The 21,536-nt window shown below is 71.6% G+C and carries 16 protein-coding genes; 7 read left to right on the top strand and 9 right to left on the bottom strand.

Going from position 1 to position 21,536, the window contains the following annotated elements; translation table 11 throughout:
- Window positions 1-125: 125 nt before the first annotated feature.
- Together ACIBBH_RS21895 and ACIBBH_RS21890 are read right to left on the bottom strand one after the other, a co-directional pair.
- On the bottom strand, window positions 126-2,606 hold the full coding sequence (locus tag ACIBBH_RS21895) for a helix-hairpin-helix domain-containing protein (protein WP_399406998.1): 2,481 nt from the start codon (window positions 2,604-2,606) through the stop codon (window positions 126-128).
- Window positions 2,603-3,586 carry an aldo/keto reductase gene (locus ACIBBH_RS21890; RefSeq protein ID WP_399406996.1) on the bottom strand — a complete coding sequence of 328 codons (984 nt, stop codon included), beginning with the start codon at window positions 3,584-3,586 and terminating at the stop codon, window positions 2,603-2,605. Before ACIBBH_RS21890 ends, ACIBBH_RS21895 begins: the two co-directional genes overlap by 4 nt.
- A gap of 164 nt (window positions 3,587-3,750) precedes the next feature.
- Here ACIBBH_RS21890 and ACIBBH_RS21885 point away from each other — a divergent pair, with 164 nt between their 5' ends.
- Together ACIBBH_RS21885 and ACIBBH_RS21880 are read left to right on the top strand one after the other, a co-directional pair.
- Entirely contained in the window at window positions 3,751-4,806 is a 1,056-nt protein-coding gene (locus ACIBBH_RS21885) for an LLM class F420-dependent oxidoreductase (protein WP_399406994.1), read from the top strand.
- Between the two features lie 231 nt (window positions 4,807-5,037).
- Window positions 5,038-5,826, top strand: a complete 789-nt coding sequence (locus ACIBBH_RS21880) for a ferritin-like domain-containing protein (RefSeq protein WP_399406992.1) — start codon at window positions 5,038-5,040, stop codon at window positions 5,824-5,826.
- Between the two features lie 9 nt (window positions 5,827-5,835).
- Here ACIBBH_RS21880 and corA read toward each other — a convergent pair whose 3' ends face one another.
- Entirely contained in the window at window positions 5,836-6,831 is a 996-nt protein-coding gene (gene corA, locus ACIBBH_RS21875; protein WP_399406990.1) for a magnesium/cobalt transporter CorA, read from the bottom strand.
- 62 nt (window positions 6,832-6,893) lie between these two features.
- Between corA and ACIBBH_RS21870 the strand changes: the two genes are divergently transcribed.
- The 4 genes from ACIBBH_RS21870 to mshC all read left to right on the top strand — a co-directional run bounded on the left by ACIBBH_RS21870 (window position 6,894) and on the right by mshC (window position 10,405).
- Window positions 6,894-7,580, top strand: coding sequence for a histidine phosphatase family protein (locus tag ACIBBH_RS21870; RefSeq protein WP_399406988.1), 687 nt, complete (start codon window positions 6,894-6,896; stop codon window positions 7,578-7,580).
- Window positions 7,581-7,698: 118 nt separating this feature from the next.
- Window positions 7,699-8,289: a DUF3090 domain-containing protein gene (locus ACIBBH_RS21865; RefSeq protein ID WP_399406986.1), complete on the top strand. Its 591-nt coding sequence runs from the start codon at window positions 7,699-7,701 to the stop codon at window positions 8,287-8,289.
- Window positions 8,253-9,071 (top strand): SCO1664 family protein, encoded by an 819-nt coding sequence (locus tag ACIBBH_RS21860; protein ID WP_399406984.1) that lies wholly within the window; start codon window positions 8,253-8,255, stop codon window positions 9,069-9,071. Before ACIBBH_RS21865 ends, ACIBBH_RS21860 begins: the two co-directional genes overlap by 37 nt.
- A gap of 104 nt (window positions 9,072-9,175) precedes the next feature.
- Complete coding sequence (gene mshC / locus ACIBBH_RS21855) at window positions 9,176-10,405, top strand: cysteine--1-D-myo-inosityl 2-amino-2-deoxy-alpha-D-glucopyranoside ligase (RefSeq protein ID WP_399406982.1); 1,230 nt, start codon at window positions 9,176-9,178, stop codon at window positions 10,403-10,405.
- Window positions 10,406-10,504: 99 nt separating this feature from the next.
- Here the strand turns inward: mshC and ACIBBH_RS21850 are convergent, their stop codons facing one another.
- The 6 genes from ACIBBH_RS21850 to ACIBBH_RS21825 form a co-directional block, all read right to left on the bottom strand.
- Window positions 10,505-11,485, bottom strand: a complete 981-nt coding sequence (locus tag ACIBBH_RS21850) for a PAC2 family protein (protein ID WP_399406980.1) — start codon at window positions 11,483-11,485, stop codon at window positions 10,505-10,507.
- A 176-nt stretch (window positions 11,486-11,661) separates the two neighbouring features.
- Window positions 11,662-12,333 carry a FadR/GntR family transcriptional regulator gene (locus ACIBBH_RS21845; RefSeq protein ID WP_399406977.1) on the bottom strand — a complete coding sequence of 224 codons (672 nt, stop codon included), beginning with the start codon at window positions 12,331-12,333 and terminating at the stop codon, window positions 11,662-11,664.
- Window positions 12,334-12,537: 204 nt separating this feature from the next.
- On the bottom strand, window positions 12,538-14,154 hold the full coding sequence (locus ACIBBH_RS21840; protein WP_399406975.1) for an FAD-dependent oxidoreductase: 1,617 nt from the start codon (window positions 14,152-14,154) through the stop codon (window positions 12,538-12,540).
- Window positions 14,155-14,193: 39 nt separating this feature from the next.
- Complete coding sequence (gene glpK / locus ACIBBH_RS21835) at window positions 14,194-15,732, bottom strand: glycerol kinase GlpK (RefSeq protein WP_399406973.1); 1,539 nt, start codon at window positions 15,730-15,732, stop codon at window positions 14,194-14,196.
- Between the two features lie 102 nt (window positions 15,733-15,834).
- Complete coding sequence (locus ACIBBH_RS21830) at window positions 15,835-16,629, bottom strand: MIP/aquaporin family protein (protein WP_399406971.1); 795 nt, start codon at window positions 16,627-16,629, stop codon at window positions 15,835-15,837.
- Between the two features lie 340 nt (window positions 16,630-16,969).
- Window positions 16,970-17,734 (bottom strand): IclR family transcriptional regulator, encoded by a 765-nt coding sequence (locus ACIBBH_RS21825; RefSeq protein ID WP_399406969.1) that lies wholly within the window; start codon window positions 17,732-17,734, stop codon window positions 16,970-16,972.
- A 282-nt stretch (window positions 17,735-18,016) separates the two neighbouring features.
- Here ACIBBH_RS21825 and metH point away from each other — a divergent pair, with 282 nt between their 5' ends.
- Entirely contained in the window at window positions 18,017-21,532 is a 3,516-nt protein-coding gene (gene metH, locus ACIBBH_RS21820; RefSeq protein ID WP_399406967.1) for a methionine synthase, read from the top strand.
- Window positions 21,533-21,536: the final 4 nt, after the last annotated feature.

The following is a 21,536-nucleotide window of genomic DNA, read 5'->3' as shown; positions in this document are numbered from 1 at the left end:
TGCCCGGCACGCACTCCCACGCTCGAATGCGCTCGCGCGGGGGCACCCCGATCGCCGCCGCCCTCCGGGCGGACGACGGGGAGGTGACGACCGGTCCAGGACCGGTCCGGCACCGCCGGCACGGATCAGCCGGCCGCCGGGACCTGCGTTCTCAGCAGCACCGGCAGGCGCGTCGTCCGCGGCTTGGCCGGGACCTCGGCGACGGCTCTGGGCAGCGCCTGCTCCACGCCGTGCACCACGGACAGGTGCCGGCTCGCCCGGCCGAAGGCCGTGTACACCCACGGCCGGCTGAGGGCCTGGGCCGCATCGCCGGGCAGCACCACGACCACCGCGGGCCAGCGCCCGCCCACCGCCTGGTGCGCGGTCAGCGCCCACCCCTGCCGCACGGACTGCTCCACCCGCTCCCTCGGTACGACCACGGGGGCGCCCGCGCACGACAGGTGCAGCCCGTCGGCGTCGGCCCTCACCACCTGGCCCGGCAGCGTACGGCCCGGGGCGGGGGAGTAGGCGATCCGGTCCCCGGGGTCGAAGCCCCCGAAGCGGCCGGGACCCGGGTTGAGCCGCTCCTTGAGCGCCGCGTTCAGCGCGCGCGTGCCGGCGGCGCCGCCGTGGCCCGGGGTGATCACCACCGTCTGCTCGGGCGGGACGCCGATGGCCCGCGGCACGGAGTCCGCGACCAGCTGCACGGTCCGGTGCACGGCCTCGCCCGCGTCCCGGACCGGCACGATGACGACCTCCTTGCCGGGCGCCTGAACCTGGTTCAGCTCGCCGACGCCGATACCGGAGACCAGCTCGCCGAGCGGGCCGGGATCGGGGGTGCGCGAGGCGACCTGCGGGCACACGCGGGCGGCGAGCAGGTCGGCGAAGACCCGGCCGGGCCCGGCCGACCACAGCACCGCCGGATCCCCGCTCAGCACCAGCCGGGCCCCGTCGGGCAGCGACTCCACGATCATCGCCGCGCTCTCCACGTCGAGCTGCGGGGCGTCCAGCACGATCAGGAGGTCCAGGTCGAGGGCACCGTCCGCGTCCCGGCCGGGCCCCTCGGCGCCGGCCAGCAGGCCGTGGACGGTGACCACGGACGCGGCGCCCTCGCCCTCGGCGTCGGCGTCGAGCAGGGCGGCGAAACGCTGCCGTCCGTCCGGTGTGTGGCAGGCCGCGACGGCCCGCAGACCGGCCGCCCGGGCCGCGGTGAGCAGGACCGCCGGTTCGGCGCGCGCCGCCTCGCCGCCCGTGTGCAGCACCAGGCCGTGCCCGGCGGCGGCACGGAGCAGGTCGGCCGCGCCGCCGGACGCGGCGACCGCCTCCCAGCCCTCGGTGGCCTCCTTGGGCAGGGAGTTGACCAGGCGGGCCAGACCGTCGGCGAGGCTCTCCTCGGCGAGCGCGTACCGCTCCAGGCCGACGAGCACGCGCACCGGCCGCTGCTCGTCGCTCTCTTCCCCGTCCTCCTGCGCCGGCAGGGCCGGGGTGCCGGGCTCCTCCAGGGCGTCCTGGAAGACCAGGGCCTCGCCCTCCGCGATGGCGCTCTGCACGGCCGCGTCCGGGTCCGGCACGCTCCGCTGGGCCAGCGCGGCGGTGAGCGCCGGCATGTCCAGGGCGGTGTGTCCGGCCAGGGCCGCCTGTTCCAGCAGCCATCCGGTCACCGCGCGGCCCCGCCGCTCGTCGTCCGGGCCGCACTCCGCGCCGAGCAGCGCCCGCGCGAAGCCGTCGGCCTGCTCGGGGCGCACTCCGGCGACCCGGAGCAGTTGCCAGGGGTCCGCCCGCAGCGCGGCGTCCGCGCCCTCACCGAGGGCCGCGGCCACCTGGGGCGCGAGCGCGTCGGGTGCCCCGCCGTCGGTCAGTACGCGCCGTACGGCGTCGACGGTCTCCGGCGCGGGGGCGGTGGACGCGGCGGCCGGGGCGGCCTGCGGCCGCCGCGCGGGCTCCGCGGCCGGCCTGCGCGGGGCCGCCGCCGGTTCGCTGAACACCCTGGCCGCGGGCTTCTCGCCGCTCTCCACCGCCCGCACGGCCGCCAGCAGATCGGCGGCCTTCCCGCTGAGCTTGGCCCCGCTCGCGATCGGCGCCGCCTTCTCCGCCTTGCGCCGCTCGATCCGCTCCCGCTCGATCCGCTGCGCCGCCAACTCGGCTTCCGCCTCGGACATCTTCGGGGCGCCGTCCTCCCCGGCCGACTCGCTCCCGCTCACGGCGCCGGCCATGTCGTCCTGCCCGGCGGGTTGACCCGGTTCGGTCACGGCGCCGGCCGTGTCGGCCCGCCCGGCGGGTGGACGAGGCCCTCCGGCATCGGCGCCGGACGCGTCCTGCTCGGCCGGTCCATCCAGGTCTCCCGCATCCGTGCCGGACCCGGCGGGACCCTCGACGGCCCCGCCGGGCCCGGTTCCACCAGCCGCGCCGGTCGCGTCAGCCGCGGGGGCCGAGGCTCCGGCATCCCCGGGGACCGCGCCGGAGCCCTCAGCCCTTCCTGCCGACCCGCCGGAGACCCGGGCGTCGGCTGCCCCGGCCGCGGTGTCCCTTCCCCCTGCTCCTCCGGTTCGTCCGGTGGGCGCGGCGGATTCCCCCGCCCCTCCTGCCGATCCGTCGGAGACCCCCGTGATCTCCGGGTCCGTGCTCACAGCGTGCTCCAGTCGTGATCGGGATAGCGGTGCACGGGCGCCGACACGTCGTCGAGCGCCCGGCAGATCTCGTCAGGAAGACTAAGGGCCTCCACTGACAATGCCGCCGTGAGCTGCTGCGCGTTGCGCGCGCCGATGATCGGGGCGGCCACCCCGGGCCGGTCCCGGACCCAGGCGAGGGCGACCTGGAGCGGGCTCACCGCGAGCCCGTCCGCCGCCGTCGTCACCGCGTCCACGATGCGGGTCGCCGTGTCGTCGAGATACGGCGCGACGAACGGCGCCAGGTGATCGGAGGCGCCGCGCGAGTCCGTGGGCGTGGAGTGCCGGTACTTGCCGGTCAGCACCCCGCGCCCGAGCGGGGAGGACGGCAGCAGCCCCACGCCGAGGTCGAGCGCGGCGGGCAGCACCTCGCGCTCGACGCCGCGCTGGAGCAGGGAGTACTCCATCTGCGTGCTCGCCAGCCGGGTCCGTGTCCCAGGCGCCGCGAGCTGCCAGGTCGCCGCCTTCGCCAGCTGCCAGCCGCAGAAGTTGGAGACGCCCACGTAGCGGGCACGCCCGCTGCTGACGGCCAGGTCCAAGGCGTGGAGGGTCTCCTCCAGCGGGGTGTCCGGGTCGAAGGCGTGGACGTGCCACAGGTCGACGTAGTCCGTGCCGAGGCGGGCCAGCGAGGCGTCGAGCGCGGCGAGCAGGTGACCGCGCGAGCCGTCGAAGCGGCGGTCGGGGTCGGGCACGCTCCCCGCCTTCGTGGAGATGACCAGGTCCCGGCGCGGCACCAGCCCCTCTATCAGCTGCCCGAGCAGATACTCCGCCTCTCCGTCGCCGTACACGTCCGCGGTGTCGACGAGGGTCCCGCCCGCCTCCCAGAACGCCTTCAGCATGTCCGCGGCGTCGTGCTCGTCGGTGTCCCGGCCCCAGGTGAGGGTGCCGAGCCCGATCCGGGACACGCGCAGGCCGGTACGGCCCAGATGCCTCTGCTCCATGCTGGCCGAGATTACTGGCCAGAACTGGTGGCGTGGGTGCCTGTGGATAACCGATTTCCCGGCTTCGTTCCAGCCCAGGAGCCCACCAGGGGACCCCATCGTCCCGCCACCCGCGCTAGGGTCGCCCCCACAGGGACGTTACTCATGGGTAAGGGGAATCGGCCATGCAGCTCGGGATCAACCTCGGATACTGGGGCGGCGGAATGGACGCCGACAATCTGGCCGTCGCGCAGGAGGCCGAACGGCTCGGCTATGCCGTCTGCTGGGCCGCCGAGGCGTACGGCTCCGACGCGGCCACCGTACTCAGCTGGGTCGCCGCGAAGACCGAGCGCATCGACGTCGGGTCCGCCATCTTCCAGATCCCGGCCCGGCAGCCCGCGATGACCGCGATGACCGCCGCGACGCTCGACTCGCTCTCCGGCGGCCGCTTCCGGCTCGGGCTCGGCGTCTCCGGACCGCAGGTCTCGGAGGGCTGGTACGGCGTCAAGTTCGACAAGCCGCTGGCCCGGACCCGCGAGTACGTGGAGATCGTACGCAAGGCGATGACGCGGGAGCGGCTGTCGTACGAGGGGGAGCACTGGACGCTGCCGCTGCCCGGCGGGCCGGGCAAGCCGATCAAGCTGACCGTGCACCCGCAGCGCGAGCACATCCCGCTGTACATCGCCGCCATCGGGCCGAAGAACCTCGAGCAGACCGGTGAGATCGCCGACGGCGCCCTGCTCATCTTCCCCTCGGCCGACCACCTCGAGGACACCGCGGTCAAGTACCTGCGGGCCGGCCGGGAGAAGGCCGGCAAGAGCCTCGACGGGTTCGACGTCTGCCCGACCCTGCCGCTCGCCGTCGGCGACGACAAGGACGTCGCCCGGCTCGCCGACACCTTCCGCCCCTACACCGCCCTGTACGTCGGCGGCATGGGCAGCCCCAAGCAGAACTTCTACAACCAGCTCGCCCAGCGCATGGGGTACGAGAAGGAGGCCGCCGAGATCCAGCAGAAGTACCTCTCCGGCGACAAGCAGGGCGCCGCGGCCGCGATCCCGCAGGACCTCATCGACCGCACCACGCTGCTCGGTTCCGTGGACCGCATCGCCGACCGGATGAAGGCCTACGCCGCGGCCGGGGTCACCACTCTCTCCCTCGCTCCCGCGGGCTTCACGCTCGACGAGCGACTCGCCTCCCTCCGCGCCGGCAGCGAAGCCCTGGAGCGCGCCGGGCTCGCGTAACACCACGCATACGGCGAGGGGAGTTTCAGCGGCCGTGGTGGGGGCTCGGGGGGTCTTCCCCGCCACGGCCGTCACGGGGAACAACGCGCCCGGGCCCGTGCGGTTACGCCCCCACCGCTCCCCGGTGTGCTCCTTCTTCCGGCCCAGTGCTCCGGCAGAGCTGTTGCAGCACCCGCGATGCCGCATTTGACTCGTTCTTTGAGGAATCCTGCGGAAAGGTGCCCCCCCATCATGCTTTCGGCCAAGAGTCTGTTCCAGGAGATCCTCGACGACGACGAGGCCTTCCGGCTCTTCTGCTCCATCGCGGCCAGCGGGGAGGCACAGGGCGGCTGGGAGAACGGGCGGATCGCCGCGCTCGTTCCCGAGGGCGAACGCGCGCTGGTCCCCAAGATCACACGGCACGGCGCGGACGAGGACAAGCACGGGCGGATCTTCAACGCCCTCATGCGCAGGCGCGGCCTGGAACCCGTCCCCGTCCCGCCCGAGGCCGACTACACGATGCTCCTGGAGAGGCACGGCATCGGGCTCGCCCACGACAAGCTCCGGCGGGACGAGCCGCTCAGCGTGCAGGACATCATCGTCTACCTGGCGCACAGCCGGGTCACCGAACAGCGCGCCGCCGAACAGATGGTCATGCTCCGCAAGTACTTCGCCGACCACCCGGAGGTCGGCAAGGCCGTCCGCATGATCTCCGACGACGAGGACAACCACCTCGCCTACACCCACGAGGAGCTGCTGCGCTTCGCGGCCTCCGGGTACGGCCCGCTGATCCAGCGGACCCTGCGCGAGTGCGCCCTCGCCGAGATCCGCGTCTACCGGGACGTCAGCCTCGCCGTCATGGCCCACATGGGGCGCGTCCTCGGCTGGTCGAAGGCGAGGTCCGCGGCGCTCGCGGCCGGCATCCACGCCCTGTACGCCTACGAGCGTCTGGGGGCCTGGCGGCGCATGGTCTCGCTGCGGATGCCGGAGCGCCGCGACGCCCTGGGCGGACCCGCGACCACCGCGCCCGACTACGCCTGAGACGGCCGGTCACAGCCAGCCGCGCCGCTTGAAGAGGCGGTACAGCAGCACTTCCAGGGCGGCCATCAGCAGGATCACCGCCGGGTACGACCACACCCAGCGCAGCTCCGGCATGTGGTCGAAGTTCATGCCGTAGATCCCCGCGATCATCGTGGGGATCGCGGCCATGGCCGCCCACGCGGAGATCTTCCGCATGTCGTCGTTCTGCCGGACGCTCATCTGCGCCAGATGCGCCGACAGGATGTCCGACACCAGCCGGTCCAGGCCCTCGACGGACTCGTTCACGCGCGTGAGGTGGTCGCTGACGTCGCGGAAGAAGGGCCGCGCCTTGTCGTCCACGAAGAGCACCCCGCCACCGAGCGCCCCGGTGCCTGCCAGCCGCGCCAGCGGCAGCGCCAACGGCACGGTCGCCCGGCGGAACTCCAGGACCTGCCGCTTGAAGGTGTAGATCCGGGAGGCGGTGTTGCGCGAGCCGCCCCGGTCCGGCGAGAACACCTCCGCCTCCAGTTCCTCCAGGTCGGTCTGCAGCTCGGTCGCCACCTCCAGGTAGTGGTCCACGGTGGCGTCGGCGATCCCGTACAGCACGGAGGTCGGGCCCTTCTCCAGCATCTCCGGCTCCTCCTCCAGACGCCGCCGCACGGCCGCCAGCGGCGAACCCCCGCCGTGCCGGACGGTCACCACGAAGCTGTCACCGACGAAGATCATCACCTCGCCGGTGGAGACGGCGTCGCTCTCCGGCTCGTACACGACCGGCTTGAGCACCATGAACAGCGAGTCGTCGTACACCTCCAGCTTGGGCCGCTGATGGGCCTTGAGGGCGTCCTCGACCGCCAGCGGGTGCAGCCCGAACTCCTGGGTGACGAGGTCGAATTCCTTCTCCGACGGCTCGTGCAGCCCGATCCAGACGAACCCGCCCGCCGCACGCGCCTCGTTCAGCGCGTCGGACAGGTCCTCGGGCCCCTCACCGCGGTGCCCATGACGGTAGACGGCACAGTCGACGATCAAGACCCCCACCCTCCCGTCGCCCGCACCCCGCCGCACGGCCGCGTGCGCCTACGCTGGTCCGCATGCCCACGCTGATCCTCGTAAGGCACGGACGTTCCACCGCCAACACCGCCGGACTGCTCGCCGGCTGGACGCCCGGCGTCGCCCTGGACGAGCGCGGCGCCGCGCAGGCCGCCGCGCTGCCCGGGCGGCTCGACGGGCTGCCGGTCTCGGAGGTCGTCACCAGCCCGCTGCAGCGCTGCCAGGAGACCGTCCAGCCGCTGCTCGCCGCCCGGCCCGGCCTGCGCGCGCACACCGACGAGCGGATCGGCGAGTGCCATTACGGCGACTGGTCCGGCCGCAAGCTCGCCGAGCTCAAGGACGAGCCGCTGATGGAGGTGGTGCAGGCGCACCCGTCGGCGGCGGCGTTCCCCGGCGGCGAGTCCATGCGGGCGATGCAGACCCGCGCGGCCGAGGCCGTGCGGGAGTGGAACGCGCGCGTGGAGCGCGACCACGGCGCCGACGCCGTGTACCTCATGTGTTCGCACGGCGACATCATCAAGTCTCTCGTCGCGGATGCCCTCGGGCTTCATCTCGACCTCTTCCAGCGGATCTCCGTCGAACCGTGTTCCATCACCGCGATCCGTTACACCCGCCTCAGGCCGTTTCTCGTCCGTCTCGGGGACACCGGGGATTTCGCCTCCCTCGCGCCGCGCGAGGAACCCCCCGGGGATGACGCACCGGTGGGTGGTGGTGCGGGCGCACCGTGATCGTCGGGCGCAGTAGGGTGAAGCGTCGCGTTCGCACAGAGACCCGCACGCACTCTCGATCGCACTCCCCACCCAGCATTTGCCGACCCAGTTTTTCTCGATCCAATGGAGACAGGACGTGTCCCGTCAGGTGTTCCTCTACGACCCGCCGGACCGCTTCGTGGCCGGCACGGTCGGACTGCCCGGGCGCCGTACGTTCTTCCTCCAGGCCTCCGCCGGCTCCCGGGTGACCAGCGTGGTCCTGGAGAAGACGCAGGTCGCCGCGCTCGCCGAGCGCATGGACGAACTGCTCGACGAGGTCGTACGCCGCAGCGGCGGCCAGGCCCCGGTCCCCGCGATGGCCCCGTCCGAGGTCGCCGACACCGCCCCGCTGGAGACCCCCATCGAGGAGGAGTTCCGCGTCGGCACCATGGCACTGGCCTGGGACGGCGAGGAACAACGGATGATCGTCGAGGCCCAGGCGCTGGTGGAGCTGGACGCCGACTCCGACGAGGACCTCGCGGAGGCCGAGGAGCGGCTGCTGCAGGACGAGGAGAACGGCCCCCCGATGCTGCGGGTCCGGCTCACCGGCGCACAGGCCAGGGCCTTCGCCAAGCGCGCCCTCGACGTCGTCAACGCGGGGCGCCCGCCGTGCCCGCTGTGCAGCCTGCCGCTCGACCCGGAAGGACACGTATGTCCGCGCCAGAACGGATACCGCCGCGGAGCGTGACCGGCGCCGCCCTCCTCGCCGAGGGCGAGCTGACCGTGCGCGGACGCATCCGCGACGCCTCCAACGCGGCGCTGTACTGCACGGTGGCGTACGACGGCCAGGAGGCGGCCTGCGTGTACAAGCCGGTCGCCGGGGAGCGTCCGCTGTGGGACTTCCCCGACGGCACCCTCGCCGAGCGCGAGGTGGCCGCGTACGAGGTCTCCGAGGCGACCGGCTGGGGCCTCGTGCCGCCGACCGTGCTGCGCGACGGACCGTACGGCGAGGGAATGGTCCAGCTGTGGGTCGAGGCGGCCCCCGACGCCGAACTCCTCGCCCTCGTCGACGGCGAGGAGCCGGAACCGGGCTGGAGGGCCATCGGCTTCGCCGAGGTCGGCGAGGGACGGACCGCGCTCCTCGTGCACGCCGACGACGAACGGCTGCGCCGCCTCGCGGTGCTGGACGCGGTGATCAACAACGCGGACCGCAAGGGCGGCCACCTGCTGCCGACCGCCGACGGACCGCTCTACGGCATCGACCACGGCGTCACCTTCCATGTCGAGAACAAACTGCGCACGCTCCTGTGGGGCTGGGCCGGGGAGCCGCTCACCCCGGAGGCCGTCGAGGTCCTCAGGGGCCTGAAGGACGCCCTGGGCGACGAGGGCGCGCTGGGTCCGCGGCTGGCGCGGCTGCTCACCCCGGCCGAGATCGACGCCACACGCGCGCGTGTCGAGGCGCTGCTGGCCTCCGGGAAGCATCCCGAACCGAGCGGGGAGTGGCCGGCGATTCCGTGGCCGCCGGTGTGAACGCCGCGGAAGCACATCCGGCGCCGGAACACAAGATCGCCTTTTCGGACATGTGGCCTGGTCCGGTTCGTATGCGGGACTTGTAGGCGGTTAGGCTCATGTACATGCATGCCTGGCCCGCTTCCGAGGTCCCCGCCCTGCCTGGTCAGGGCCGCGACCTGAGGATCCACGACACCGCGACCGGCGGTTCGGTCACCCTCGACCCCGGTCCCGTCGCCCGTCTCTACGTCTGTGGCATCACCCCGTACGACGCGACCCACATGGGTCACGCGGCGACCTACAACGCGTTCGACCTCGTTCAGCGCGTGTGGCTCGACACCAAGCGGCAGGTTCACTACGTCCAGAACGTCACCGACGTCGACGACCCACTGCTGGAGCGAGCGCAGCGCGACGGCGTCGACTGGGTCGCCCTCGCCGAGAAGGAGACGGCCCTCTTTCGCGAGGACATGACCGCCCTGCGGATGCTCCCGCCGCGGCACTACATAGGCGCGGTCGAGGCGATACCGGGCATCGTGCCGCTCGTGGAGCGGCTGCGCGACCTGGGCGCGGCCTACGAGCTCGAGGGCGACATCTACTTCTCCGTCGAGTCCGACCCGCACTTCGGCAAGGTCTCGAACCTCGACGCCGCTGCCATGCGGCTGCTGTCCGCCGAGCGCGGCGGCGACCCCGACCGGCCGGGCAAGAAGAACCCGCTCGACCCGATGCTGTGGATGGCCGCCCGCAAGGGCGAGCCCAGCTGGGACGGCGGCTCGCTGGGCCGGGGACGTCCCGGTTGGCACATCGAGTGCGTCGCCATCGCCCTGGACCACTTCGGCATGGGCTTCGACGTCCAGGGCGGCGGCTCCGACCTGGCCTTCCCGCACCACGAGATGGGCGCCTCGCACGCCCAGGTGCTCACCGGCGAGTTCCCCATGGCCAAGACGTACGTCCACGCCGGGATGGTCGCGCTGAACGGCGAGAAGATGTCCAAGTCCAAGGGCAACCTCGTCTTCGTCTCCCGGCTGCGCCGCGACGGCGTCGACCCCGCCGCCATCCGGCTCACCCTCCTCGCCCACCACTACCGGGCCGACTGGGAGTGGACCGACCAGGTGCTGACGGACGCCCAGGCGCGGCTCGGGCGCTGGCGCGCCGCCGTGTCCCGCCCCGACGGGCCGCCCGCCGAGGCGCTCGTCGAGGAGATCCGCGCGGCCCTCGCCGACGACCTCGACGCCCCGGCCGCCCTCGCCGCCGTCGACCGCTGGGCCGCGCTCCAGCAGGAGCGGGGCGGCACCGACACCGGCGCCCCCGGCGTCGTGAGCCGGGCCGTGGACGCGCTGCTGGGCGTGGCGCTGTAGCCCGCCCCGCTGTCCCTGCCTGCCCAACGGCGCTTCTCGAAGGGGCGGTACGCGCGACGCGTACCGCCCCTCGGTCTTCCCACAGCGGACTTCGGCGAGTCAGTCCTCCGACGAGTCGTCGTCCTCGGCGCTCGGTTTGGGCGGCTTCGGCGGCCGGGTGCGGCCGCTGGGGTTGTCCCTCAGGTACGAGGACGGCGGCCCCTCCCCGCCGTCGGCCGTCGCGTGCCCGCCGGGCGTGCCGCCGTCCCGCCGGCGCAGGTAGCGCTCGAACTCCCGGGCGATCGCCTCGCCCGACGCCTCCGGCAGCTCGGCGGTGTCCCGGGCCTCCTCCAGAGTCTGGACGTACTCGGCGACCTCGCTGTCCTCGGCGGCCAGCTGGTCCACGCCCACCTGCCAGGCGCGCGCGTCCTCGGGCAGCTCGCCCAGCGGGATGCGCAGGTCGAGCAGGTCCTCCAGGCGGTTGAGCAGAGCCAGCGTCGCCTTCGGGTTGGGCGGCTGCGACACGTAGTGCGGGACGGCCGCCCACAGCGACACCGCGGGGACGCCGGCGTGCGTGCAGGCCTCCTGAAGGACGCCGACGATGCCCGTCGGGCCCTCGTACTTGGTCTCCTCCAGGTCCATCCGGCGGGCCAGGTCCGGGTCGGACGTGACCCCGCTGACCGGCACGGGACGCGTGTGCGGGGTGTCACCGAGCAGGGCGCCCAGGACGACCACCAGCTCCACGCCCAGCTCGTGCGCGAAACCCAGCAGCTCGTTGCAGAACGAACGCCAGCGCATGGACGGTTCGATGCCGCGGACCAGCACCAGGTCGCGCGGCTTCTCGCCGCCGACCCGGACCACCGACAACCTTGTCGTCGGCCAGGTGATCTTGCGTACGCCGCCGTCCATGAACACCGTGGGGCGGTTCACCTGGAAGTCGTAGTAGTCCTCGGCGTCCAGCGCCGCGAACACCTCGCCCTTCCACTCCCTCTCCAGATGCGCGACCGCGGTGGAGGCGGCGTCGCCGGCATCGTTCCAGCCCTCGAACGCGGCCACCATGACCGGGTCGATCAGCTCGGGAACCCCCTCGAGCTCGATCACCCAGTGCCTCCTTCCGACGTGCCCTCGCGTACGTCCCAACCTTACGGCGTCCGACGGGGGCGCCCGCAGCCCCCTTGCACGGGGGAGTGAACGGATCACTGCCCCGATCACCAACCCGGAACACCCCTTGGGGGAGGGGAGCCTTACCGGTCTCGCACGGGCGTCTCACAGGGCCTTCACAGAGTGCTGCGCAGCCACTGCTCCACGCTCGCGATGTGCACGGTCGCCCAGGAGCGGGCCGCCTCCGCGTCCCCGTCGCGCAGGGCACCCAGGATCGCGCGGTGCTCGCGCAGGGTGCGACCGACCGCGTCCTCCTGGGTCAGACCCCGCCAGATCCGGGCCCGGGTGGTCGGCCCCGACAGGCCGTCGAGCAGCGAACACAGCACCGAGTTGCCGGAGCCGCGCACGATGCCCCGGTGGAACTCCAGGTCGCAGGCGACGAGTTCCTCCACCGAGGGCTCGGCGCCCAGGGCGTCCAACTGGGCGCTCAGCGCGTCCAGTAGCGGCTCGCTGATCCGGGAGGCGGCCATCGCCGTGGCGGCCGGCTCCAGGATCCGGCGCACCGCCAGGAACTCCAGCACCGTGTCGTCGCGGTGGAAGTCGACGACGAAGCTCAGCGCCTCCAGCAGCAGTTGGGGGTCCAGGCTGGTGACGTACGTCCCGTCACCCTGGCGCACGTCCAGGATCCGGATCAGCGACAGCGCCCGCACGGCCTCCCGCAGGGAGTTGCGGGACAGCCCCAGCTCGGCGGCGAGTTCACTCTCCTTGGGCAGCCGGTCGCCGGGCCGCAGCGCACCCGAGACGATCATGCCCTTGATCTTCTCGATCGCCTCGTCGGTGACCGCCATGGCGGGCCTCCTGTCGTTCAGGCCTCCGATGTGTCAGCACATTATGGGGGCAGATCACGGGACAGGACGGCCCGGCCGGGCGCACACGAAAGGGGCGGCTCCATCGGCGAGGAGCCGCCCCTTTCGTGGTTCCGGCCCCGGTGCGGAAGGGGCCGTCCCTCACACAGGCCGGCCCCGGTCAGGGAGGTGGGGCCGGCCCGGGCTCTACTTCTTGTCCAGCAGGTCCTGGACCTTCGCGCGGACCTCGTCCGTGGCCAGGCCCCGGATCGTCAGCGTCGTACGGCGGCGCAGCACGTCGTCCGGGGTCTCGGCCCACTCGTGGTCGCGGGCGTAGACGACCTGGGCCCAGATCTCCGGAGCGTCCGGGTGGACGCGCTCGCCGAGTTCCGGGTTCTCGTTGGCCAGGCGGGCGATGTCGAAGGCCAGGGAGCCGTAGTGGGTGGCCAGGTGCTTGGCGGTGTCCGCCGCCATGCGCGGGCCGGGTGCCGGGTGGTCCACCAGGAGGCGGTGGGCGACCGCGCGCGGGTTGGCGACGCCGGGCAGTGGCAGCTTCTTCGGCAGCGACGAGATCGGCTCGAAGTCGTCGCCCAGCGGGTGGCCCGGCAGCGACTCCAGCTTCTGCATCACGGTACGGCCGATGTGCCGGAAGGTCGTCCACTTCCCGCCCGCGACGGACAGCATGCCGCCCTTGCCCTCGGTCACCACGGTCTCGCGCTTGGCCTTCGCGGTGTCGCCGGGGCCGCCCGGCAGCACGCGGAGACCGGCGAAGGAGTACGTGATCAGGTCACGGCCGAGCTGCTGGTCGCGGATGGAGAACGCGGCCTCGTCCAGGATCTGGGATATGTCCTTCTCGGTGACCGCGACGTCCGCCGGGTCGCCCTCGTACTCCTCGTCGGTGGTGCCGAGCAGGAGCATGTCCTCCCAGGGGAGGGCGAAGGTGATGCGGTACTTGTCGATCGGGGTCGCCAGCGCCGCCCGCCACGGGGAGGTGCGCTTCAGGACCAGATGCGCGCCCTTCGACAGGCGGATGGACGGCGCGGCACTCGGGTCCTCCATCCTGCGCAGGTGGTCGACCCAGGGGCCGGTCGCGTTCAGGACCAGGCGGGCGTTCACGCCGAACTCGTCGCCGGACGTACGGTCCCTGAGGTCGGCGCCCGTCACGCGGCCCTGGGTGAAGCGCAGGCCGGTGACCTCGGCGTGGTTGAGGACGACCGCGCCCGCCTCGACGGCCGCGCGGACCGTCATCAGCGCCATGCGGGAGTCGTTCATCTGGTCGTCGCCGTACACGGCCACGGCCTTGAGGTTCTCGGTGCGCAGCTCGGGCACGTCCTGCGCGGCCTTCGACGGCGAGAGCAGGTGGCCCACGCCGTCACCGAACGCGGAGAGCGCGGAGTAGGCGAAGACGCCCGCCCCGAGCTTCGCCGCGCCGTGCGGCCCGCCCTTGTACACGGGGAGGTAGAAGGTGAGCGGGTTCGCCAGGTGGGGGGCCACCTGGCGGGAAACCGCACGGCGCTCGAAGTGGTTCTCCGCCACCAGCTTCACCGCGCCGGTCTGCAGGTAGCGCAGACCGCCGTGGAGCAGCTTGGAGGAGGCGGAGGACGTGGCGCCGGCGAAGTCGCCGGCGTCGACCAGAGCCACCCTGAGGCCGGACTGCGCGGCGTGCCAGGCGGTGGAGATGCCCAGGATGCCGCCGCCGATCACGAGAAGGTCGTACGACGCCTTGGAGAGCTGTTCCCTGGTCTCGGCCCGGCTCGGGAGGGAGCCGGAGGCCGGGCGTGTCCCCAGGGCAGGCACGGACTGCAGGGTGGACTGAGTGGTCATTTCGGGTTCTTACTCCTCGTCAGCCGACGTCAGCTCTCGTCAGCTCTCGTCCTCGATCCAGCCCATGGTCCGCTCGACGGCCTTGAGCCAGTTCTTGTACTCACGGTCGCGGGTCTCCGCGTCCATCTGGGGGGTCCACTCCGCGGCCCGGCGCCAGTTGGCGCGCAGTTCGTCGGTGCTGGACCAGAAGCCGACGGCGAGGCCGGCGGCGTAGGCGGCGCCGAGGCAGGTGGTCTCGGCGACCATCGGGCGCACCACGGGTGCGTCCAGGACGTCGGCGAGGGTCTGCATCAGCAGGTTGTTGGAGGTCATGCCGCCGTCGACCTTGAGGGTCACCAGCTCGTCGCCGGAGTCCTTGACCATGGCGTCGGCGATCTCCCGGGTCTGCCAGGCGGTGGCCTCCAGGACGGCGCGCGCGAGGTGCGCCTTGGTGACGTACCGGGTCAGGCCGGCGATCACACCGCGGGCGTCGGAACGCCAGTGCGGGGCGAAGAGGCCGGAGAAGGCCGGTACGAAGTAGGCGCCGCCGTTGTCCTCGACCGAGAGCGCGAGCGTCTCGATCTCGGCGGCGGTGGAGATCAGGCCCATCTGGTCGCGCATCCACTGCACCAGGGAGCCCGTGACGGCGATCGAGCCCTCGAGGGCGTAGACCGTCGGCTGGTCGCCGATCTTGTAACCGACCGTGGTCAGCAGACCGGCGTAGGAGTTGATGATCTTGTCACCGGTGTTCATCACCATGAAGGTGCCGGTGCCGTAGGTGGACTTGGTCTCGCCCTCGGCGAAGCAGGTCTGGCCGAACAGGGCCGCCTGCTGGTCGCCGAGCGCGGAGGCGACCGGGATGCCGCCGAGCAGGTCGCCGAGCTTGCCGCCGGTGACCTCGCCGTAGACCTCGGCGGAGGAGCGGATCTCCGGCAGCATCGCCAGCGGGACACCGATGGACTCGGCGATCTTCTCGTCCCACTGCGTCGTGTGCAGGTTCATGAGAAGGGTGCGGGAGGCGTTGGTGACGTCGGTGACGTGCTTGCCGCCGTTGACACCGCCGGTCAGGTTCCAGATGACCCAGGTGTCCATGGTGCCGAAGAGGATGTCGCCCGCCTCGGCGCGCTCCTTGAGGCCCTCGACGTTGTCGAGCAGCCAGCGGGCCTTGGGGCCGGAGAAGTAGGCGGCCAGCGGGAGGCCGGTCTCGCGGCGGAAGCGGTCCTGGCCGACGTTGCGGCCCAGCTCCTTGCAGAGGGCGTCGGTGCGGGTGTCCTGCCAGACGATGGCGTTGTGGACGGGCTCACCGGTGTTCTTGTCCCACAGCACGGTGGTCTCGCGCTGGTTGGTGATGCCGATGGCCTTGATGTCGTCGCGGGTGATGCCGGCCTTCTGGATGGCTCCGGCGACGACTTCCTGGACGTTGGTCCAGATTTCGTTGGCGTTGTGCTCGACCCAGCCCGGCTTCGGGAAGATCTGCTCGTGCTCCTTCTGGTCGACGGAGACGATACGGCCGTCCCGGTCGAAGACGATGCAGCGCGAGGAGGTCGTGCCCTGGTCGATGGCGGCGATGAACGGGCCGGCAGTGTGGGCGTCGGTCACTGTGTGCTCCTGAGGAATCCGTGGTTGAGGGCGTTACGTACGGCGCGTGCTCGAGGCTCGGGGACCGAGCGCTCATGAGGGCTCATGAGCGCTCGGTGCTCTTTAAGCGAATGCGACGTTGTAGATGCCTGCAGCGATCGCGCCGCCGATCAGCGGACCGACCACCGGGATCCAGGCGTAGCCCCAGTCGGAGCCCCCCTTGTTGGGCAGGGGCAGGAGGGCGTGCACGATGCGCGGACCGAGGTCACGGGCCGGGTTGATCGCGTAGCCCGTGGGTCCGCCGAGGGACAGACCGATGGAGACGACCACCAGCGAGGTGATCAGCGCACCCAGGGTGCCCAGGCCGTTGCCCTTGTCGTTCAGGCCCTGCGTGAGGACGGCGAGCACCAGCACGATGGTGCCGATGATCTCCGTGGCGAGGTTCTGCACCGCGTTCCGGATCTCCGGACCGGTGGAGAAGACGCCCAGGACCGGGCCGGCGCCCTTCTCCTGGGCTTCGACGGCCTTGGCCGCCGTGGCCTGCGCGCCCGGACCGCCGACGATCTCCTTGTCGGTGAGGTGGGCGTGGAACTGGCCGTAGTAGACCACCCAGACCAGGGTCGCGCCGATCATGGCGCCGAGCACCTGGCCGCCCCAGTAGGTGGGGAGGTTGGTGAAGTCCTTGTCCTTGATCGCGAGCGCGAGGGTCACGGCCGGGTTCAGGTGGGCGCCGGAGAGCGGCGCCGAGGTGTAGACAGCCGTCAGAACGGCGAAACCCCACCCGAAGGTGATGGCGAGCCAGCCGGCGTTACGGGCCTTGGAGGCCTTCAGCGTGACGGCGGCGCACACGCCACCGCCGAGCAGGATGAGTATGGCGGTACCGATGGTCTCGCCGATGAAGATGTCGGAGCTGGACACCCGCGACTCCTTTGTCCTTCGTCCAGGGAAGCCGAACCCCGGGTCCCTCCGGGGATTGGCGCCCTCGGGGGTGAGAGCGATTCCGGCCTTTGGCGTTGTCACACTCTAGCGCGTATTGCCGGTAGGTGTTCGACAATGCCGACCGATGGACGGGAGTCTTGCTCCGGCCTCAGGCACGCGTCAAGAGTTCTGTTATCGAATATGCGATCGTTATTGATCGCCGTGAGTTATCGATCTTCTGGCGCGGAAAGCGCGGTTTTGCGCGTTATGTCCTTTTCAGGGTATGGCGACAGCCGGAACGCCGCCCTGCGTCCCGGTCCGCCCCCGACCTGCTCCGCGCTCAGAACCGCCCGGCGCCCAGGTCCCGCGACACCGCGCGGGCGCAGTCCCGTACCGCCGCGATCAGCTCGGGCTGCAACTCCCCGTCCCGGCACAGCCGTTCCACGGCGCCGGTGATCCCCACGGCGCCCACCGGCATCCGCCTGCGGTCGTGGATGGGCGCGGCGACCGAGGCCACGCCCTCCCACGTCTCCTCCACGTCGGCCGCGTAGCCACGCGCGCGCGTGATGTCGAGGATGTGCTCGAAGGCCGCCAGGTCGCACACGGTGCGCTCGGTGAACGCCTTCCGGTCGGCCTCCAGCGCCTCGCTGTGCGCGACCGGGTCGTACGCCGACAGCACCTTGCCCAGGGCCGTGGAGTGCAGCGGCTGCATGGCCCCGATCTCCAGGACCTGCCGGCTGTCGTCGGGCCGGAAGACGTGGTGCACGATCAGGACGCCCTGTTGGTGCAGCACGCCCAGGTAGACGCTCTCCCCGCTGGAGCGGGCCAGGTCGTCGGTCCACACCAGCGCCCGTGCCCGCAGCTCGTGCACGTCGAGGTAGGTGGTGCCCAGGCGCAGCAGCTCCGCGCCCAGCTGGTAGCGCCCGGAGGTGTCCTCCTGCTCCACGAAGCCCTCCTGCTGGAGGGTGCGCAGGATGCCGTGGGCCGTGCCCTTGGCGAGGCCCAGCGAGGAGGCGATGTCCGAGAGGCCGAGCCGTCGCTCGCCGCCCGCGAGCAGCCGCAGCATCGCGGCCGCCCGTTCGAGCGACTGGATGTTCCGTGCCATCGCCGTACTGCCTCCGTCCCTTCGACCGTCGGCGGCACCGTCGCCTGACGCCGTTCGGCAATGTCGAACACTACCGGTCCATGTCGACCTCCCGCCAATGGTCGGTCGGTACTTGTTACGTCACCCGTGACTCCGGCGTGGCTCAAGCGCCGCACTGGTCCGTCTCGTGGACGCCCCTGCCCATCCAAGCCGACTCCGGGCTACGCTGGCGCCGTGCGTCTTCCCGGGCCTGACCGGGCGACCGCATAGCCGACAGCCGTCGCATCCCAGGGAGCCCCTTTCATGGCCTCGTCGCCGCTGACCCCATCCGCTGACAGTCGGACCCGCGCGTCCGCCCTCCGTCAGGCGCTCGCCACCCGGGTGGTGGTGGCCGACGGAGCGATGGGCACCATGCTCCAGGCGCAGGAACCGACCCTCGAGGACTTCGAGAACCTCGAGGGCTGCAACGAGATCCTCAACCTCACCCGCCCCGACATCGTGCGCTCCGTCCACGAGGCGTACTTCGCCGTGGGCGTGGACTGCGTGGAGACCAACACCTTCGGGGCCAACCACGCGGCCATGGCGGAGTACGACATCGCCGACCGCGTCCATGAGCTGTCCGAGGCCGGCGCGCGGATCGCCCGGGAGGTGGCGGACGAGTACGCCGCGCGGGACGGCCGGCAGCGCTGGGTCCTGGGCTCGATCGGTCCCGGCACCAAGCTGCCGACCCTGGGCCACGTCGCGTACACCACGCTCCGCGACGGCTTCCAGGAGAACGCCGAGGGACTCCTCGCGGGCGGCGCGGACGCCCTGATCGTGGAGACCACGCAGGACCTGCTCCAGACCAAGGCCTCCGTCCTCGGCGCCCGGCGGGCCATGGAGGCCACCGGTGTCGAGGTCCCCCTGCTCGTCTCGATGGCCTTCGAGACCACCGGCACGATGCTGCTCGGCTCGGAGATCGGCGCCGCGCTGACCGCCCTCGAACCGCTCGGCATCGACATGATCGGGCTGAACTGCTCCACCGGCCCCGCCGAGATGAGCGAGCACCTGCGCTACCTCACCCGGCACTCGCGCATCCCGCTGCTGTGCATGCCGAACGCGGGCCTGCCCGTCCTGACCAAGGACGGCGCGCACTTCCCGCTCGGCCCGGAGGGCCTGGCCGACGCCCAGGAGAACTTCGTACGGGACTACGGCCTGTCCCTGATCGGCGGCTGCTGCGGCACCACCCCCGAGCACCTGCGCCAGGTCGTCGAGCGGGTCCGTGACCTCACCCCGCCCGAGCGCCACCCGCAGCCCGAGCCGGGCGCCGCCTCCCTCTACCAGGCCGTCCCGTTCCGCCAGGACACCTCCTACCTGGCGATCGGCGAGCGGACCAACGCCAACGGCTCCAAGAAGTTCCGCGAGGCCATGCTCGAGGGCCGCTGGGACGACTGCGTGGAGATCGCACGCGAACAGATCCGCGAGGGCGCGCACATGCTCGACCTGTGCGTGGACTACGTCGGCCGCGACGGCGTCGCCGACATGGAGGAGCTGGCCGGCCGCTTCGCCACCGCCTCCACGCTGCCGATCGTGCTCGACTCCACCGAGGTCGACGTCATCAGGGCGGGCCTGGAGAAGCTCGGCGGCCGCGCGGTCATCAACTCCGTCAACTACGAGGACGGCGACGGCCCCGAGTCGCGGTTCGCGAAGGTCACCCAGCTGGCCAGGGAGCACGGCGCCGCCCTGATCGCGCTCACGATCGACGAGGAGGGCCAGGCCCGCACGCCCGAGAAGAAGGTCGAGATCGCCGAGCGGCTGATCGAGGACCTGACGGGGAACTGGGGTATCCACGAGTCGGACATCCTCATCGACACCCTGACCTTCACGATCTGTACCGGTCAGGAGGAGTCCCGCAAGGACGGCATCGCCACGATCGAGGCGATCCGCGAGCTCAAGCGCCGCCACCCCGATGTGCAGACCACCCTCGGCCTGTCGAACATCTCCTTCGGCCTGAACCCGGCCGCCCGCATCCTGCTGAACTCGGTCTTCCTCGACGAGTGCGTCAAGGCGGGCCTGGACTCGGCGATCGTGCACGCGTCGAAGATCCTGCCGATCGCCCGGTTCTCCGAGGAAGAGGTCCAGACGGCCCTCGACCTCGTCTACGACCGCCGCAGCGAGGGCTACGACCCCCTCCAGAAGCTGATGCAGCTGTTCGAGGGTGCCACCGCGAAGTCCCTGAAGGCGGGCAAGGCCGAGGAGCTGGCCGCGCTGCCGCTGGAGGAGCGCCTCAAGCGCCGCATCATCGACGGCGAGCGCAACGGCCTGGAAGCCGACCTCGGCGAGGCCCTGCAGACCCGGCCCGCCCTGGACATCGTCAACGAAACGCTCCTGGACGGCATGAAGGTGGTCGGTGAGCTGTTCGGCTCCGGCCAGATGCAGCTGCCCTTCGTACTCCAGTCCGCCGAGGTGATGAAGGCCGCGGTGGCCTATCTCGAGCCGCACATGGAGAAGTCGGACGCCGAGGGCAAGGGCACGATCGTGCTGGCGACCGTGCGCGGTGATGTGCACGACATTGGTAAGAACCTGGTCGACATCATCCTGTCCAACAACGGCTACAACGTGGTCAACCTGGGCATCAAGCAGCCCGTCTCCGCGATCCTGGAGGCCGCCGAGGAACACAGGGCCGACGTCATCGGCATGTCCGGCCTCCTGGTGAAGTCCACGGTGATCATGAAGGAGAACCTGGAGGAGCTCAACCAGCGCGGCCTGGCCGCCACGTACCCCGTCATCCTCGGCGGCGCCGCCCTCACCCGCGCCTACGTGGAGCAGGACCTGCACGAGCTGTACCAGGGCGAAGTCCGCTACGCCCGGGACGCGTTCGAGGGCCTGCACCTGATGGACGCCCTCATCGGCGTCAAGCGGGGTGTGCCGGGGGCGAAGCTGCCGGAGCTGAAGCAGCGCCGGGTGCGGACGACCGCCACGGTGGAGGTCGAGGAGCGGCCCGAGGAAGGCCACGTACGCTCCGACGTCGCCACCGACAACCCCGTCCCCGCTCCGCCGTTCTGGGACACCCGGGTGATCAAGGGCATCCAGCTCAAGGAGTACGCGAGCTGGCTGGACGAGGGCGCGCTGTTCAAGGGCCAGTGGGGCCTGAAGCAGGCCCGCACCGGCGACGGACCGACGTACGAGGAACTCGTCGAGACCGAGGGCCGCCCCCGCCTGCGGGGCCTGCTGGACAAGCTCCAGACGGAGAACCTGCTGGAAGCGGCCGTGGTCTACGGCTACTTCCCGTGCGTGTCCAAGGACGACGACCTGATCATCCTCGACGAGCAGGGCAACGAGCGCACCCGCTTCACCTTCCCGCGTCAGCGGCGCGGCCGGCGCCTGTGCCTGGCGGACTTCTTCCGCCCGGAGGAGTCGGGGGAGACGGACGTCGTCGGCCTCCAGGTCGTCACCGTCGGCTCCCGGATCGGCGAGGAGACGGCCAAGCTCTTCGAGTCGAACTCCTACCGGGACTACCTCGAACTGCACGGGCTGTCCGTGCAGTTGGCCGAGGCGCTCGCCGAGTACTGGCACGCCCGCGTCCGTTCCGAACTGGGCTTCGCCGGTGAGGACCCGAGCGACATCGAGGACATGTTCGCGCTGAAGTACCGCGGCGCCCGTTTCTCCCTCGGCTACGGCGCCTGCCCCAACCTGGAGGACCGTGCCAAGATCGCCGAGCTCCTCCAGCCGGAGCGCATCGGCGTCCACCTGTCGGAGGAGTTCCAGTTGCACCCCGAACAGTCCACGGACGCCATCGTGATCCACCACCCGGAGGCGAAGTACTTCAACGCCCGCTGAGCAG

Origin of the sequence: Streptomyces sp. NPDC051636, assembly GCF_044453765.1 — a bacterium.
Lineage (GTDB): Bacteria > Actinomycetota > Actinomycetes > Streptomycetales > Streptomycetaceae > Streptomyces.
Note: the sequence above shows the minus strand (reverse complement) of the source record. Positions and strands in the feature narration are given on the sequence as shown.